We start from the raw sequence: 15,082 nt of genomic DNA, 5'->3' as shown, positions 1-15,082 counted from the left end.
GAAAGGTAGGCTGATGCGGTGATTGTGGAGCACCTGAACCTGGTCGATTTCCGCAATTACGCGACCGCTGATCTGACCCTGCACCGCGGCCCGAACGTCCTCGTCGGCAGCAACGGGCAGGGCAAGACGAATCTGGCCGAGGCGATCGTCTTCCTCGCGACTCTCGGGTCGCATCGGGTGTCGTCGGATGCCCCGATGGTGCGTGACGGGAAGGAGTTCGCGGTCATCAGAGCCCGTCTCGCCCACGGCAGCCGGAATGTGCTCATCGAAGTGCAGCTGAATCGGCAGGGATCGAACAAGGCGCGGGTGAACGGCTCGCCATCGAAGACCAATGAGCTGCCGCGCTACGCGCATGTGGTTCTGTTCGCCCCTGAAGATCTTCAGATCGTCCGCGGCGATCCGTCATCGCGCAGAAGGTTCGCCGATCAGCTGCTGATTCAGCGGATCCCACGACTGGCGGGCGTCATCGCCGACTACGAACGCGTGCTGCGTCAGCGGACAGCGCTTCTGAAGTCCGCGCGCGCCCGTGGCATCCGAGGTGACGCACTGAGCACCCTCGATGTCTGGGACGACAAGCTCGTGGCGCTGGGATCGGAGATCATCCACGCGCGCATGCGCCTGGCGGCGGATCTGCAGGGTCCGCTCACCGACGCCTACGCGGCAATCGCCGGCGCGGATCACCGACCGCAGATCGAGTGGGCGCTGTCGGTGGGCGGTGACGATCCGGAAGAGGAGGGCGCCGGCACCGAGTCGGGAACCCGGGCCGATGTCCGCGGCGAGATCGAGGAGCAGTTCCGTACGACATTGCAGAGCAAGCGAGCCAAGGAGGTCGAGCGCGGCCTGACCCTGGTCGGGCCGCACCGCGACGATCTGATCCTGCGCGTTCGCGATCTTCCCGTGAAGGGCTACGCCTCGCACGGCGAATCCTGGTCGGTCGCACTCGCTTTGCGACTGGCATCCGCCGAGCTCCTTCGCACCGAGTCACCTGCCGGCGACCCGGTGCTCATCCTCGACGACGTCTTCGCCGAACTGGATGCCGATCGCCGGCAGCGTCTGGCCGCACTCACCGCGGGTTACGAGCAGGTGATCGTGACCGCGGCGGTGGAGGCGGACATCCCCGCGGTCCTGCACCGGCATGTCGTGCGCATCAGCGCGGGTACGATCAGCGACGAGAGAGAGGACGCCGATGACTGATCCGCAGCCTCCCGAGACCGTTGCCACATATCTGCGTCTTCGCGGCCTGAAACCGAGTTCGAAGAACTGGAAGCGCAGGAAGCGCGTCGTCGTCGACGACGAGAACGCGCCGTTCACGAAGGGGCGAGATCCGGGCATGCTGGGCGATGTGCTCGCGAAGCTCACGAAGGACTCCGGCTGGGAGAAGACGCTCGCAGCAGAAGACCTGGTCAGACAGTGGGCAGAGCTGGCCGGCGCCGACACGGCGAAGCACTCAGAGCCCGTCTCACTCGAGCGCGGCGTGCTCACCGTGAAATGCGATTCGACGGCATGGGCGAAGAACCTGCAGTTCATGCGCGCGGTGATCATGACCGAGATCACCAACCGCTACCCGGATGCCGGGGTGCAGAACCTGCGTTTCATCGGACCCGATGTGCCGTCCTGGAAATGGGGACCGCGAGTCGTGCCGGGACGGGGCCCACGGGACACCTACGGGTAGGGCATCACGAAGCACCCCTGAAGCGCTCAGAACGCGATACACGGCGTTTGAGGCGCATAGCGGACCTCGAAACCCGCTAGAATGAGAGCGAACTTTCGATGTGGAGAACAACCTCTGATGACGCCTGACAACCCCGCCCCCGAGAACGACCCTTCACTCTCAGAACAAGTGCCGAGCTCAGAGAACCGGGGCGGGCAGGATCCCAGCGACTACGGCGCCGATTCGATCCAGATCCTCGAGGGTCTGGAAGCCGTGCGCAAGCGCCCCGGCATGTACATCGGCTCCACCGGGCCTCGCGGTCTGCACCACCTGGTCTACGAGATCGTCGACAACTCGGTCGATGAGGCCCTCGCCGGCTATGCCGACCGCATCGTCGTGACGCTGCTGGCCGATGGCGGCATCCGCGTGGTCGACAACGGCCGTGGCATCCCCGTCGATCCGCACTCCTCCGACCCGACGAAGTCCACCGTCGAGGTGGTGCTGACCATCCTGCACGCCGGCGGGAAGTTCGGCGGCGGCGCCTACGCCGTCTCGGGAGGACTGCACGGCGTCGGATCATCTGTGGTGAACGCGCTCTCCACGCGTTTCGACGTCGAGGTGCGGCAGAAGGGCCACGTGTGGCGTCACAGCTTCGCCGACGGCGGCACTCCGCAGCAGGCGCTGGAGAAGGGCGAGGCCACCCCCGAGACCGGAACGAGCATCACGTTCTGGCCGGACGCCACGATCTTCACCGAGACCGTCGAGTTCGACTACGAGACCCTGCGCACCCGCTTCCAGCAGATGGCGTTCCTGAACAAGGGACTGCGCATCGTGCTGAACGACGAGCGTCCGTCGTCCGCCTATGAGGTCGAGGTCGAGGGCACGCTCACCGTCAAGCAGCCCTCCGACGACTTCTACTACGAGCGCGGGCTGGTCGACTATGTCGAGTACCTCAACAGGGTGCGCAAGGCAGAGGTGGTCAATGACGAGATCATCGCCTTCGACTCTGAGGACAAGGAGCGCAAGATCTCGCTCGAGGTCGCCATGCAATGGACCACCTCGTACACCGAGAACGTCTTCACCTATGCGAACACCATCAACACCCACGAGGGCGGCACGCACGAAGAGGGATTCCGCGCGGCGCTGACCAGCCTGGTGAACCGCTACGCGCGGGCGAACAACCTGCTCAAGGAGAAGGACGAGAACCTCTCCGGCGACGACGTGCGCGAAGGTCTCACGGCAGTCATCTCGATCAAGCTGGGTGAGCCGCAGTTCGAGGGGCAGACCAAGACGAAGCTCGGCAACACCGAGGCGAAGACGTTCGTGCAGAAGATCGTGAACGATCAGCTCGGCGACTGGTTCGACCGCAACCCCGTGCAGGCGAAGAACGTGATCCGCAAGGCGATCGACGCGGCCACCGCGCGTCTGGCCGCTCGAAAGGCGCGCGAGACCGCTCGCCGCAAGAGCGTCTTCGAGTCGGCGGCGATGCCCGACAAGCTCAAGGACTGCACCAGCAAGGATCCCTCGATCAGCGAGATCTTCCTCGTCGAGGGCGACTCGGCAGGCGGTTCGGCCGTTCAGGGACGCGACCCGCACACCCAGGCGATCCTGGCACTGCGCGGCAAGATCCTGAACGTCGAGCGGGCTCGCCTGGACAAGGCACTGGCCAACAAGGAGGTCCAGGCGATGATCCAGGCCTTCGGCACCGGCATCGGCGAGGACTTCGACATCGAGAAGGCGCGGTACCACAAGATCGTGCTGATGGCGGATGCCGACGTCGACGGCCAGCACATCACCACCCTGCTGCTCACGCTGCTGTTCCGCTACATGCGCGGGCTGATCGAGGCCGGCTTCGTCTATCTCGCGATGCCGCCGCTGTACCGGCTGAAGTGGTCGAACGCGCCGCACGAGTACGTGTACTCGGATGCTGAGCGCGACGCTCTGCTCAAGCACGGCGCCGAGAACGGCAAGCGACTGCCGAAGGATGCCGGAGTGCAGCGCTACAAGGGTCTCGGCGAGATGAACGCCAAGGAGCTGTGGGAGACCACGATGGATCACACCACGCGCACGCTGCGCCAGGTGACCATCGACGACGCCGCCGCGGCGGATGAGATCTTCAGCGTGCTGATGGGTGAGGACGTCGAGTCGCGGCGCACCTTCATCCAGCGCAACGCCAAGGACGTCCGCTTCCTCGACATCTGACGCTTCGACGAGCTCAGCGACCCAGATCTGAACGACCGGAATCGAAACACACATGACTGACGAAGAACGTCCCGACATCAACGACGGACACGAGCACGGCCGCATCGACCAGGTCGACCTGCAGGCCGAGATGCAGCGGTCGTACCTCGACTACGCGATGGCCGTCATCGTCGGCCGCGCGCTGCCGGATGTGCGCGACGGCCTGAAGCCGGTGCACCGCCGTGTGATCTACGGCATGTACGACGGCGGCTTCCGTCCCGACAAGTCGTTCTCGAAGTGCGCCCGCGTCGTCGGCGAGGTGATGGGGCAGTACCACCCGCACGGCGACTCGGCGATCTACGACGCCCTGGTCCGCCTCGTGCAGCCGTGGTCGCTGCGCTACCCGCTGGCCCTCGGCCAGGGCAACTTCGGCTCCCCCGGCAACATGGGCGCCGCGGCCCCCCGATACACCGAGACGAAGATGGCTCCGCTCGCGCTCGAGATGGTGCGCGACATCGAAGAGGAGACCGTCGACTTCTCCGACAACTACGACGGCCAGACCCAGGAGCCCGACGTACTGCCGGCGCGGTTCCCGAACCTGCTCGTCAACGGGTCGGTCGGCATCGCGGTCGGCATGGCGACGAACATCCCACCGCACAACCTCCGCGAGGTCTCGGCCGCCGCCCTGTGGGCCCTCGACAACCCGGGCCTGCCGCGCGAGGAGCTCCTGGACGGACTGATTCAGCGCGTGCCGGGACCGGACTTCCCCACCGGTGCGCAGATCCTCGGCACCAAGGGCATCCACGAGGCGTATCGCACCGGCCGCGGGTCGATCACGATGCGCGCCGTCGTCGAGGTCGAAGAGATCCAGGGCCGCACCTGCCTGGTGATCACCGAGCTGCCGTACCAGGTCAACCCCGACAACCTCGCGGTGAAGATCGGCGACCTGGCCCGCGACGGCAAGATCACCGGCATCGCCGACATCCGCGACGAGTCATCGGACCGCACCGGGCAGCGCTTGGTCGTCGTGCTCAAGCGCGACGCCGTCGCGAAGGTCGTGCTGAACAACCTGTACAAGCACACCCAGCTGCAGGAGAACTTCGGCGCGAACATGCTCGCGATCGTCGACGGCGTGCCGCGCACGCTCGCGCTCGACGGCTTCATCACGAACTGGATCGCGCACCAGATCGACGTCATCGTCCGCCGCACGCAGTTCCGCCTGAGCAAGGCCGAGAAGCGGATGCACATCCTCGAGGGCTACCTGAAGGCACTGGATGCCCTCGACGAGGTCATCGCGCTGATCCGCCGCTCCCCCACCGCCGAAGAGGCGAACGAGGGCCTGCAGCGGCTGCTCGCGATCGACTGGGACCAGGCCGATGCGATCCTCACCATGCAGCTGCGTCGCCTGGCGGCGATGGAGCGTCAGAAGGTCATCGACGAGGCGGCCGCACTCGAGCTGAAGATCGCGGACTTCAATGAGATCCTCGCGACGCCGGCACGCCAGCGCGGGATCATCCACGACGAGCTCACCGAGATCGTCGACCGCTTCGGCGACGAGCGTCGCACGCACATCCTGCACGGCTTCGACGGCGACATGTCGATGGAAGATCTCATCCCCGTCGAGGAGATGGTCGTCACCGTCACCCGCGAGGGGTACATCAAGCGCACCCGCAGCGACAACTACCGTTCGCAGCACCGCGGCGGCAAGGGCGTCAAGGGCGCACAGCTGCGCGCCGACGACCTCGTCGAGCACTTCTTCGTGACCACGACGCACCACTGGCTGCTGTTCTTCACCGACAAGGGCCGGGTGTACCGCACCAAGACGTATGAGGTGCCGGAGGCCGGCCGCGACGCGAAGGGTCAGCACGTCGCGAACCTGCTCGCGCTGCAGCCCGAGGAGAAGATCGCACAGGTGCTCGCCATCCGCGACTACGAGGCGAAGGACTACCTCGCGCTCGCGACCCGCGGCGGCCTGGTGAAGAAGACGCGTCTGGGCGACTACGACACCAACCGCCAGGGCGGCGTCATCGCGATCCGCATGCGCGAGGGCGACGAGCTGGTCAGCGCGAAGCTCGTGAACGCCGACGAGGACATCCTGCTCATCAGCGCCAAGGGCATGTCGGTGCGCTTCCACGCGACCGACGAGGCGCTGCGTCCGATGGGCCGCGCCACCGAAGGCGTGCGAGGCATGAAGTTCAAGGACGACGAGGATTCCCTGCTCTCGGCATCCATCGTCTCCGAGGACTCGTACGTGTTCACCGTGACCGACGGCGGCTATGCGAAGCGCACCACGGTCGACGAGTACAAGGTCCAGAAGCGCGGCGGAACCGGCATCAAGGTGGCCAAGCTGAGCGACGAGCGCGGTGTCCTCGCGGGCGGTCTGATCGTCTCCGAGGACGACGAGGTCTTGGTGGTTCTGTCCAGCGGCAAGGTGGTACGCTCTGCCGTGGCCGAGGTCCCTGCGAAGGGCCGCGACACGATGGGAGTCCTGTTCGCCCGCACCAAGGGCGATGACCGAATCCTCGCTGTCGCCCGAAACAGCGAACGCGTGGTCGAGGACGAGGCAGAAGCGGAATCCGACACCTCCGAGCCGCAGACTCCCCCCGCTGAGAACCCCGAAGCCTGATCTGAAGAGAGCAACGACACATGAGCACAGTCGCTGACAAGCTGGCAAAGAAGTCCACCCGCAAGACCGGTGGCAAGCAGGTTCGCCTGCGGCTGGTCTACGTGGACTTCTGGTCGGCCGTGAAGCTGTCGTTCCTGGGTGCTGTAGCCCTGGCGATCGTGACCATGGTGTCGTTCTTCCTGCTGTTCATGGTGCTGCAGGCGACGAACGTGCTCGCCCAGGCCGGCGAGATCCTCTCCACCCTGACCGACGGCAGCGTCGATCTGGAGAGCCTTCTCGGCCTGCCGCAGATCATGGCGTTCGGTGCGGTCGTGTCGATCCTCAACCTCATCGTGTTCACCGTGATGGGTGCCGTGGTCGCCGGGATCTACAACCTGGCCGTCAAGGTCACCGGCGGGCTGCTCGTCGGCTTCATGTCGAACTGACCCTCAACCCGGACGAAGCCTGACCTTCGAGGGTCAGACCACCCCGGTCGTCCCCAACAGGGTGCCGATGAGCCAGGTGGCCAGCAGCGCGAGCGCGCCGCCGACGACCAGACGGACGGATGCCCGAAGCGGCGACGCACCGCCGACAGTGGCTGAGATGGCACCGGTCGCGGCGAGGGCGATGAGCACAGCCGCGAAGGTGATCGGCACGCGCAGCTCCGGCGGCGGAAGCAGGATCGCCAGCAGCGGCAGCAGCGCCCCGAGCGTGAACGACACGGCCGACGAGATCGCCGCGTGCCACGGATTCACGAGGTCGTGCTGATCGATGCCCAGTTCGACCTCGAGGTGCGCGGCGAGAGCGTCGTGCTCCGTCAGCTCGACCGCGACCTGACGCGCAGTCTGCTCGCTGAGGCCCCGCCGGCGGTACAGCGTGGTGAGCTCGTCGAGCTCCTCCGCGGGCATGGTCCGCAGCTCCTCGCGCTCCTTGCTGATCAGCGCGCGCTCGGTGTCGCGCTGGCTGCTCACCGACACGTACTCGCCGAGCGCCATCGAGATCGCGCCGCCGACGAGGCCGGCGAGGCCGGCGATGAGCAGGGCGGAGTTGTCGGTGGTCGCGCCCGCGACCCCGACGACGAGGGATGCCACTGACACGATCCCGTCGTTCGCACCGAGAACACCGGCCCGCAGCCAGTTCAGCCTCGCGCCCAGCCCGGCGCCGTGCGGTTCGTCCGCATGCAGATCGCTCATGCCATCATCATGGATCCGGGCATCCGATCATCGGAGGGACCACGCGGGGCAGGTAGGGAAAACCCGAAAGCAGCTTTCCGGCTGCCCACGTGTCGCCGGCACGCGCTGAACCGTAGCGTTGTTGCCATGACCACGAATCCCACTCCACCGCCTCCGGCGCCTCCGCTCGCGCCGCCAGCGCCCGCGGCTCCTGTCGCAGCGACGACGGATGCCGGCTCGCCGCCGCTGCGGATCCTGCTGACCATCCTCCAGCTCGCCGCGCTCGGCACGGTCGGCGCCGGCGCGATCGGCATCCTCACCGCGACTTTCGGTGCGGGCCTCGCACTGCTGTTCGTCTTCGGTGTCGGCCTGTTCGTGCTGCTCGGATTCGTGTACGGCCTGTTCGGGCTGGGCTGGTTCGAGGTGCATCGCGTCAGCGCACTGTACGACCTCGGTCTGCCGGACCTGCGCTGGCGACCGCGCACCAAAGCCGGCTTCGGCGGATGGCTGAGCAACGTCGCACGCCAGTCCATCAACGGGCCGATGTGGCGCGCGATCGCCAACTTCGTGCTCGCGTGCATCGCCGGCTCACTGGTCATCCGGCTGTTCTGGGGCATGATCTGGGCCGGGTTCTTCGCCTTCGCGCCGCTCAACCGGCAGGGATCCGTCGATGGTCCGTTCGGCGCGGTCATGGATGTGGCCTGGGCGCCGCTCGTCGGAGCTCTCGGCGTGATCGCCGCAGCAGCCGGCATCGTCGGTCTCGCCCTGCTGCACCGGACTCTCAGCCGTGCTCTGATCGTCCCGAACCGCGAGGCCGAGCTCACCGCGCAGGTGCAGACCACCACGGCACAGCGCGCCGGTGCCGTTCGCGCCGCCGAGCTCGAGCGCACCCGCATCGAGCGCGACCTGCACGACGGCGTCCAGCCGCGGCTCGTCTCGGTCGGCATGACGCTGGGCCTGGCCCAGCAGAAGATCGACACCGACCCGGCCGCGGCCAGAGAGCTCATCGGCGAGGCGCACACCTCGACCAAGGCGGCGATCACGGAGCTGCGTCAGCTGGCCCGTGGCATCCACACCTCCGTGCTCGATGACCGGGGCCTTGATGCCGCGCTGTCGGCGCTCGCCGGGCGCTCGCACATCCCGGTGCAGCTCGATGTGCGCATCGACCCCGGCATGAGCGGAGCGAATGCGGGCTGCCGGGATGCCGAGGCGGCGGTCTACTTCGCGATCGCGGAGTCGCTGACCAACGCCGCGAAGCACTCCCGAGCCAGCGAATGCCGCGTCGTCGTGCGCAGCCGTGACGGAGGCCTGTGGGCCCGCGTGGAAGACAACGGCATGGGCGGTGCGCAGGTGCAGCCCGGCGGCGGACTGGACGGGATCACCAACCGGGTGCTCGCCGCCGGCGGGACGTTCCGGTTGGAGAGCCCCGCAGGCGGACCGACCAGTCTGGAGGTGACGGTGCCATGCGCATTCTGATCTGCGAGGACTCCGTGCTGCTGCGCGAGGGCCTGGTGCGACTGCTCGAGGACGCCGGGCACGAAGTGGTCGCCGCCCTGCCCGACACCGATGGACTCATGGATGCTGTCACCGAGTCCGACCCGGAGCTGTGCATCCTCGATGTGCGGCTTCCCCCGACTTTCACGGACGAGGGCATCCGGGCGGCTCTGGCGCTGCGCGCCGGGCATCCGACCCTTCCTCTCCTCGTGCTCTCGCAGTACGTCGAGGAGCGGTATGCGAGCGATCTCATCGCTGCGCAGAGCGGATCGGCACAGGGTGCGGCGCTCGGCTACCTGCTCAAGGACAGGGTCGCCGACGTCGCCGAGTTCGTCGAGTCGGTCGAGCGGATCGCCTCGGGGGCGACAGTGCTCGACCCGGAGGTGGTCGCGCAGCTGCTGACGCGTCGCAATCGCGACGAGCGGATGCTGCGACTCACCGAACGGGAGCGGACGGTGCTCGCCCTGATCGCCGAGGGCAAGTCGAACAGCGCCATCGCTGGGCTGCTGTTCCTCAGCGAGGCGAGTGTCGAGAAGCACATCACCGCGATCTTCCAGAAGCTCGGCCTCGACCCCGAGGACGGCAATCGCCGGGTGCTGGCCGCGCTCGCGCATATCGACAACACGCAGAACACGAACAATCAGAACACCAGGGATCAGGGAGGCCTGTGATGGCTATCAAGGCAGTGACGGTCGCCGTGGCCGCATTCGGAGGGCTCGTGCTGCTCGGCAGCGGAACCGCGGCCGCGTTCGCGGGCGTCAACCACATCTCCGCCGAGACCGAGACGAGCGCCGTCCAGGTCGACGGCGTGCAGGCGCTGAACGCGCAGGTGGACGGCGCATCGCTGTCCATCGAGTTCTACGACGGCGACACGGCGACCTTGCGCGCCGATCAGGGTTCGACGAGCGGCTGGACGCTGCGCGCCGACGGCGATGAGCTGCGGGTGCACAGCCGGGACCGCGGGTGGCTCGGCCTTGGCTGGCTCACGCCGGACTGGGTCGGCGGAGACTGGTTCAACGACGGGGATCGGCTGACACTCCTGCTGCCGGAGAGCCTCGAGGGCATCGACGCCGATCTCACGCTCAACGCCGGCGCGCTGTCGGCGGACGGCGCGTTCGGTGCGGTGGATGCCGACATCAGCGCTGGCCGGATGGATCTGACGGGCACTGCGAGCAGCCTGGACTTCACGCTCAGCGCCGGTGGCGCGAGCGTGGAACTGGCGGACGTGGATGCGGCCAGCTTCGAGATCTCGGCAGGACGCGCGGACGCTGAGCTCACCGGCGCCGCGCCGAGTGATGTGACCGTGGATGTCGCGGCCGGCAACCTGCAGCTGACCCTGCCGGACGAGCCGTACGACGTGCGGCAGGACCAGGCCGCCGGGAGCGTGAACAGCGACCTGCGGCACGATCCGGCGAGCAAGAACACGGTGTCGGTGTCGGTGTCGGCGGGCAGCGTCGACCTGCGGGCACGCTGAGGTTCCGGGGGCGAATCGAGGGCGGGCTTTCGGCTCGCCCTCGATTTCTCTTTTCCCGGTTGCATCCGGTAAAGTCTTGGAGGTTGACGGGGCTATAGCTCAGGCGGTTAGAGCGCTTCACTGATAATGAAGAGGTCCCAGGTTCAAGTCCTGGTAGCCCCACTCCGTTCGCGGAAATCCCGCGGTGTTCGCACCGTTCGGGGCCTTAGCTCAGTTGGTAGAGCGCTGCCTTTGCAAGGCAGATGTCAGGAGTTCGAATCTCCTAGGCTCCACGAAGCAGTTTTTAACTGCTGACACAAACCCCCGGAAACCCTGGTTTACCGGGGGTTTTCTGCATCCTAGTGACAGTTCTTAACAAGGTTGTTAACAGTGTGGATAGGTGTGACGATAGGTGTGACCGGACCCGAACTCGCGTCCCGCCTCAGTTTCTTGACAGACAGTATGCATCTCAGTGAGAAGGAACTGCGGGAATCCGTGCCCGAAGGGTACGCAACGAAGACGATGTTGCCGATGCCATACCGGTATGAAGATGTTGCGGCTGTTGCACCTCTCCTCGACACCGCTGTCGAACTCATCAGCAGCTCGGGGAGCAGGGCGGCGTCATCTTCAACACCGAAGCCCTGGCGGAAGTGGAAGCGCTGCAAGAAGCGGGCTACCGCGTCGGTGTCTGGCGTCCTGAGGGGGAGCGGTCCGAGGACATAACTTTCTGGGGCAGCAACAGGCTCATCGTCTACCGGGGGTCGCTGCGCGGAACCGTGAAACAGCGCCACCAGCAAGCGGCGTTCGTGCTCACACCGAGCAACAAGCACCGCGCCTTGCCCGCCTACAGGGAAAAGATGGCCACCGGAGGAGTCCTGAACTTCCCGCCGCGCGCGGTGAACACGGTCACCGCCATGCTGAGAGGGGACTTCTATGCCTGACGGCCTCATCGTCATCCTGGATGAAGCGGCGAGCGTGGAATGGGTTGCCGCCGCTGCCGAGTACGAGGCCGTCGTGCTCGTGCCTGAGAGTCAGATGACCCCCGCTCTCCGCCGTTCTGTAGATGCGGCACGCAGCGCGTTCGGCCGAGAGCGGGTGCTCGACTCGTACCAGCCGTTCTCGCCTCAGATACTCGGGGATGCCGTTCACTGGCTTCGCGAACGGGAGGTCGAGCGCATCGAACTACGCGTCGACCCCCGCCACTTCGATATCGCTCGTATCGGCATCAGCCTCAGCCGCGAACCCGGCGTCGTCCTGACCGACCTCGACGGCATCCGCGCAGACGAGCGTGCGGAGCCGTATCGGCTGGTGAATGAAGACCACACGGGCGTCATCGTCATCCTGGATACTGACGCGCCCCGGTTCGACTGGGACGCTCTGGCGTTCCACCGCCGAGCGTGCGTCGTCCTGGCAGAAGACTCCGCGAACCCCCGCATCCAGGCTGAACTCACCGCCGCCAGAGCAACGTTCGAAGAGACCGGCACGCTCGGCAACATCACCGGGTTCGCATGGGACGAAGGCATGGCCCGAAACGCTATCGACTGGCTGCGCACGGCCGGGATGGAGCGGTTCGAAGTCTGGGCGGCTGACCGCCACCGTGACGAGATTCAGGCCACGCTCCGCGCCTTGGGCGAGACGGCGGTCATCTGCACGCACGACGGGCGTCCATTCGAAGAGGACGATGAGCGCGGCCAAGAAATCGGCGTTCTCGCGTTCTTCGGCACCGACATCCTCGACGGGCCGGACTGGGATGTCATCGCCGACCAGCGTGGAGCCTGCGTCATCATCCCTCCGCGAGCGGAGGATGCACTCAACGGTTGGAGCATCGCCGACGCGGCATCCACCTTCAAAGAGCGCGGTGTGCCGCTGCGTGTCGGGGATGCCAGCATCGACGCCGACAACATCCGGCACGCCATCGCCTGGCTGCGCAAGAAGGGCACGCCGTACGTCGAAGTCTGGGCGGACAAGGGCCTGCATCGCGAAATCCGCGCGCTCATCGAGCATCTCGGTGAGGATGCCCGGTTCTGCGACATCGACGGACAAACCGAAGAGCCGGAGAAGGCACTCATGCAACAGCGGACCAAGACCACCAGCACTCTGCTCGTCATCGCCGTCGATGCCATCTTCACTGAGGCCACCGCCGAGCTTGGTCCCTTCGAGCAGCTCATCGTGGACCAGGTCGGCTGGGATATCGGGCGGCCCATCACAGGTGCGCGCGCTCTGGCTGGTTGGGAGCGCCGCGTGGCCATGCTCTGCGGAGCGGTCCGGCCAGGCATGACCGCCGTCATCGCCTCACCCCACCCGGCGATGCGACGGGCGGCTTCACGCGTGCTGACCGCCGTACCGTTCGTCGGTATGAAGGATGCCGTTCAGCTCGCGGAATGGGACTCCGACAACGTCGTGAACTTTGCGGCCCGCGTCGTCGAGACGGCGAAGGAGCGCGGTGGACGCGGACCGGAGCGCATCGTCATCATGGTCCGTGAGGACGCTGAGTTCGTGGAGGATGCGCTCTACCGCGCCACGACAGCGCTCGATGAAGCGCGCGTCGAAATCATGACTGTGGACCCGCAGCTTGGGCTGCTCGAACGCGATGTTACGTTGCTCTGGAGCGAAAAGGACGCCGCCGCACATGCCGCCAATCTCAGAGCCATCCTCGCGGAGCGGGAGAGCAGCGAGCCGTTCTGAGGTTGGCATTAGGCTTCGGCTATGAAATCGCGCGCCCCTGTGTATTCCAGTTTCGTTTTGGCGGCTTTGTTGCTCACGGGTTGTGCACCAGCAACGGGCGAGGGCGTATCAGCCGCAACACCTGCCGCATCCCCAACGATGGAAGCCACGAGGGAGCCGATAGTTGGCGAGCCTGGTGACCCTCTGACGGCCGCTGAGGCGAAGCAGCTCAACGGTCAGCGGGGGACGCTGCGTCCGTACGAGAAGAATGACGGCTCGTACGTCATCATCGACGTGAAGCAGCCGCTTCCTGAGCCGGTGAAGCAGGAAGTTGCTGAAGAAATTAGCGGCAGTAGCAGCACAGACCTCGGCGACTTCTTCGCCGAGACAGACCGTCAGTCTGCGGCGACGGGAAAGACCCTGATTGTAGTGCGCTATATGAACGCTTCTGATGCTTATGGTAATTATTCCACGGCATGGCGTTCTAGCTCTGCTGCTCCTGGATTCCCTGGTGGTACAGGTGGCAGTGCTGAAGAGGTCGCAGCCCAGGCTCGGGCATGGGCTGACGGACAGCGAAACCCTGCCTCCTTCGAAGTCATTATTGTGAACGGATGAGCATGAAGAAGCCCCGCCAAGAAGCTCGGGTTCTTGGCGGGGCTTCTTCATGCGGTCTTACCCTCCGCAGGTTCCGGCGCTTGCAGTACCGGAGGAGCCGTACCCACTGTTTGCCCTGACGGTCAACCGGGAGGGGAGGCAACTACTTCCTTCCGTAGCAGAGTACATGTACTGGTTCCAGGAGGTGCTGCTGGTGGTGGTGCTGGTGGAGGACCAGACTCCACGCTCCTCGAAGGAGATGGTTGCAGAGTAGCTCGTGGCGTAGGTCATGTCGTTCCACGAAGCGCTGTACGACAGGGCGGTCGAAGCCTCAGCACCAGTACGGCAACGGGTACCGAAGTCACCGTTACAACGGAGGCTTACGCCGGTCGGCGTGCTCGGGATTGGCGGGTGGCTGAAGCTTGCCGACATCGAGACGGTGCGTTCAGCGGTTGCCACGTTTGCTCCTGGCCCGGAGACGCCGCTGGCGCTTCCGGTGCAGTAGATGGTTCCACCGCCCAGGCGGCGCTCTGCGCTGCTGGAGTGTGTCCCCGTTGTATCAGAAGATACCGAGATAGTGGCGGAGGCAGAACTGGTGCCACCAGTCCAGCGGGTGTATGTACCGCCGGGGCAGGAGCCGCTGGCGCTTGCAGACCAGGAGGTGGAGCGGGACGCGGAGGTGTTACCTACCCAGTAGGAGCCGACGTTGCCGTGGTTCACGTTGCCAGGGTTCACGCTCAGGCTGACGCTGGTCGGTGCAGGCGGGATTGCAGCCTGGATTCCTGTGGTTTGGGTGCTGACGTTGCCAGAGTTTGCGAACACGCCGACACAGCGGGCCTGCACGGAGCTTCCGTACCAGCTACCCCATGTGACAGAGATTGCGCTGGTGCTGAAGGTCGGACGACCGTTCAGTCGGGTGCCGTCGTTCGGGGCGTACCAGCCCTGCCACACGCCTTCGTTGCCTCCAGCGCCATCGTTACGCCACTGGTACTCGACGGTGGTCGGAGCGTCACAGGCGGCGCTCATGCCGATGCGGGCGCTGGAGCCGTGGGCCTGGCCGTTACGGAACGGCTGCTCCAGTGCCAGGCTGGCCGGGGTTTCCATGGATGCTCGATGAAGCGCGCGTCGAAATCATCGCCGTGGACCCCCAGCTCGGGCTTTCGGAGAGGCATGTCACCGCATTCTGGCGCGAGAAAGACGCCGCCGCTCACGCGGCGAACCTGAAAGCCATCCTCGCGGAGCGGGAGAGCACCGAACCGTTCTGACGT

General features: G+C 65.9%; 13 protein-coding genes and 2 tRNA genes. 14 read left to right on the top strand and 1 reads right to left on the bottom strand.

The annotated features are described in order from the left end of the window. Nucleotides 1-18: 18 nt before the first annotated feature. The 5 genes from recF (at nt 19) to ACQUSX_RS09630 (ending at nt 6,883) form a co-directional block, all read left to right on the top strand. Entirely contained in the window at nt 19-1,194 is a 1,176-nt protein-coding gene (recF, locus tag ACQUSX_RS09650; RefSeq protein WP_428906718.1) for a DNA replication/repair protein RecF, read from the top strand. Then, complete coding sequence (locus ACQUSX_RS09645) at nt 1,187-1,672, top strand: DciA family protein (protein ID WP_428906717.1); 486 nt, start codon at nt 1,187-1,189, stop codon at nt 1,670-1,672. The genes recF and ACQUSX_RS09645 overlap by 8 nt, the downstream gene beginning before the upstream one ends. Before the next feature lie 117 nt (nt 1,673-1,789). After that, nucleotides 1,790-3,853 (top strand): DNA topoisomerase (ATP-hydrolyzing) subunit B, encoded by a 2,064-nt coding sequence (gene gyrB, locus ACQUSX_RS09640; RefSeq protein WP_428906716.1) that lies wholly within the window; start codon nt 1,790-1,792, stop codon nt 3,851-3,853. Between the two features lie 52 nt (nt 3,854-3,905). After that, complete coding sequence (gene gyrA / locus ACQUSX_RS09635; protein WP_428906715.1) at nt 3,906-6,458, top strand: DNA gyrase subunit A; 2,553 nt, start codon at nt 3,906-3,908, stop codon at nt 6,456-6,458. Between the two features lie 20 nt (nt 6,459-6,478). Continuing rightward, entirely contained in the window at nt 6,479-6,883 is a 405-nt protein-coding gene (locus tag ACQUSX_RS09630) for a DUF3566 domain-containing protein (protein WP_428906714.1), read from the top strand. Nucleotides 6,884-6,916: 33 nt separating this feature from the next. Here ACQUSX_RS09630 and ACQUSX_RS09625 read toward each other — a convergent pair whose 3' ends face one another. Continuing rightward, nucleotides 6,917-7,630, bottom strand: a complete 714-nt coding sequence (locus tag ACQUSX_RS09625; protein ID WP_428906713.1) for a VIT1/CCC1 transporter family protein — start codon at nt 7,628-7,630, stop codon at nt 6,917-6,919. A gap of 126 nt (nt 7,631-7,756) precedes the next feature. Between ACQUSX_RS09625 and ACQUSX_RS09620 the strand changes: the two genes are divergently transcribed. From ACQUSX_RS09620 to ACQUSX_RS09580, 9 genes are all read left to right on the top strand, one after another. Then, nucleotides 7,757-9,085, top strand: a complete 1,329-nt coding sequence (locus tag ACQUSX_RS09620) for a sensor histidine kinase (RefSeq protein ID WP_428906712.1) — start codon at nt 7,757-7,759, stop codon at nt 9,083-9,085. Continuing rightward, entirely contained in the window at nt 9,073-9,774 is a 702-nt protein-coding gene (locus tag ACQUSX_RS09615; RefSeq protein WP_428906711.1) for a response regulator transcription factor, read from the top strand. Before ACQUSX_RS09620 ends, ACQUSX_RS09615 begins: the two co-directional genes overlap by 13 nt. Beyond that, entirely contained in the window at nt 9,774-10,577 is an 804-nt protein-coding gene (locus ACQUSX_RS09610; protein WP_428906710.1) for a hypothetical protein, read from the top strand. Before ACQUSX_RS09615 ends, ACQUSX_RS09610 begins: the two co-directional genes overlap by 1 nt. 88 nt (nt 10,578-10,665) lie before the next feature. Then, a tRNA-Ile gene (locus ACQUSX_RS09605) sits at nt 10,666-10,739 on the top strand. A 37-nt stretch (nt 10,740-10,776) separates the two neighbouring features. Next, nucleotides 10,777-10,849, top strand: a tRNA-Ala gene (locus ACQUSX_RS09600). Between the two features lie 357 nt (nt 10,850-11,206). Next, a complete protein-coding gene (locus tag ACQUSX_RS09595; protein ID WP_428906709.1) occupies nt 11,207-11,497 on the top strand; it encodes a hypothetical protein in 291 nt (96 codons plus the stop codon). Beyond that, nucleotides 11,490-13,241: a hypothetical protein gene (locus ACQUSX_RS09590; RefSeq protein ID WP_428906708.1), complete on the top strand. Its 1,752-nt coding sequence runs from the start codon at nt 11,490-11,492 to the stop codon at nt 13,239-13,241. The genes ACQUSX_RS09595 and ACQUSX_RS09590 overlap by 8 nt, the downstream gene beginning before the upstream one ends. A gap of 21 nt (nt 13,242-13,262) precedes the next feature. Then, nucleotides 13,263-13,835, top strand: a complete 573-nt coding sequence (locus tag ACQUSX_RS09585; protein ID WP_428906707.1) for a hypothetical protein — start codon at nt 13,263-13,265, stop codon at nt 13,833-13,835. A 1,085-nt stretch (nt 13,836-14,920) separates the two neighbouring features. After that, nucleotides 14,921-15,079, top strand: coding sequence for a hypothetical protein (locus ACQUSX_RS09580; protein WP_428906706.1), 159 nt, complete (start codon nt 14,921-14,923; stop codon nt 15,077-15,079). The last annotated feature ends 3 nt before the right edge of the window (nt 15,080-15,082 follow it).

The organism is Microbacterium alcoholitolerans (assembly GCF_050408615.1).
In the GTDB taxonomy this organism is placed as follows: domain Bacteria; phylum Actinomycetota; class Actinomycetes; order Actinomycetales; family Microbacteriaceae; genus Microbacterium.
Note: the sequence above shows the minus strand (reverse complement) of the source record. Positions and strands in the feature narration are given on the sequence as shown.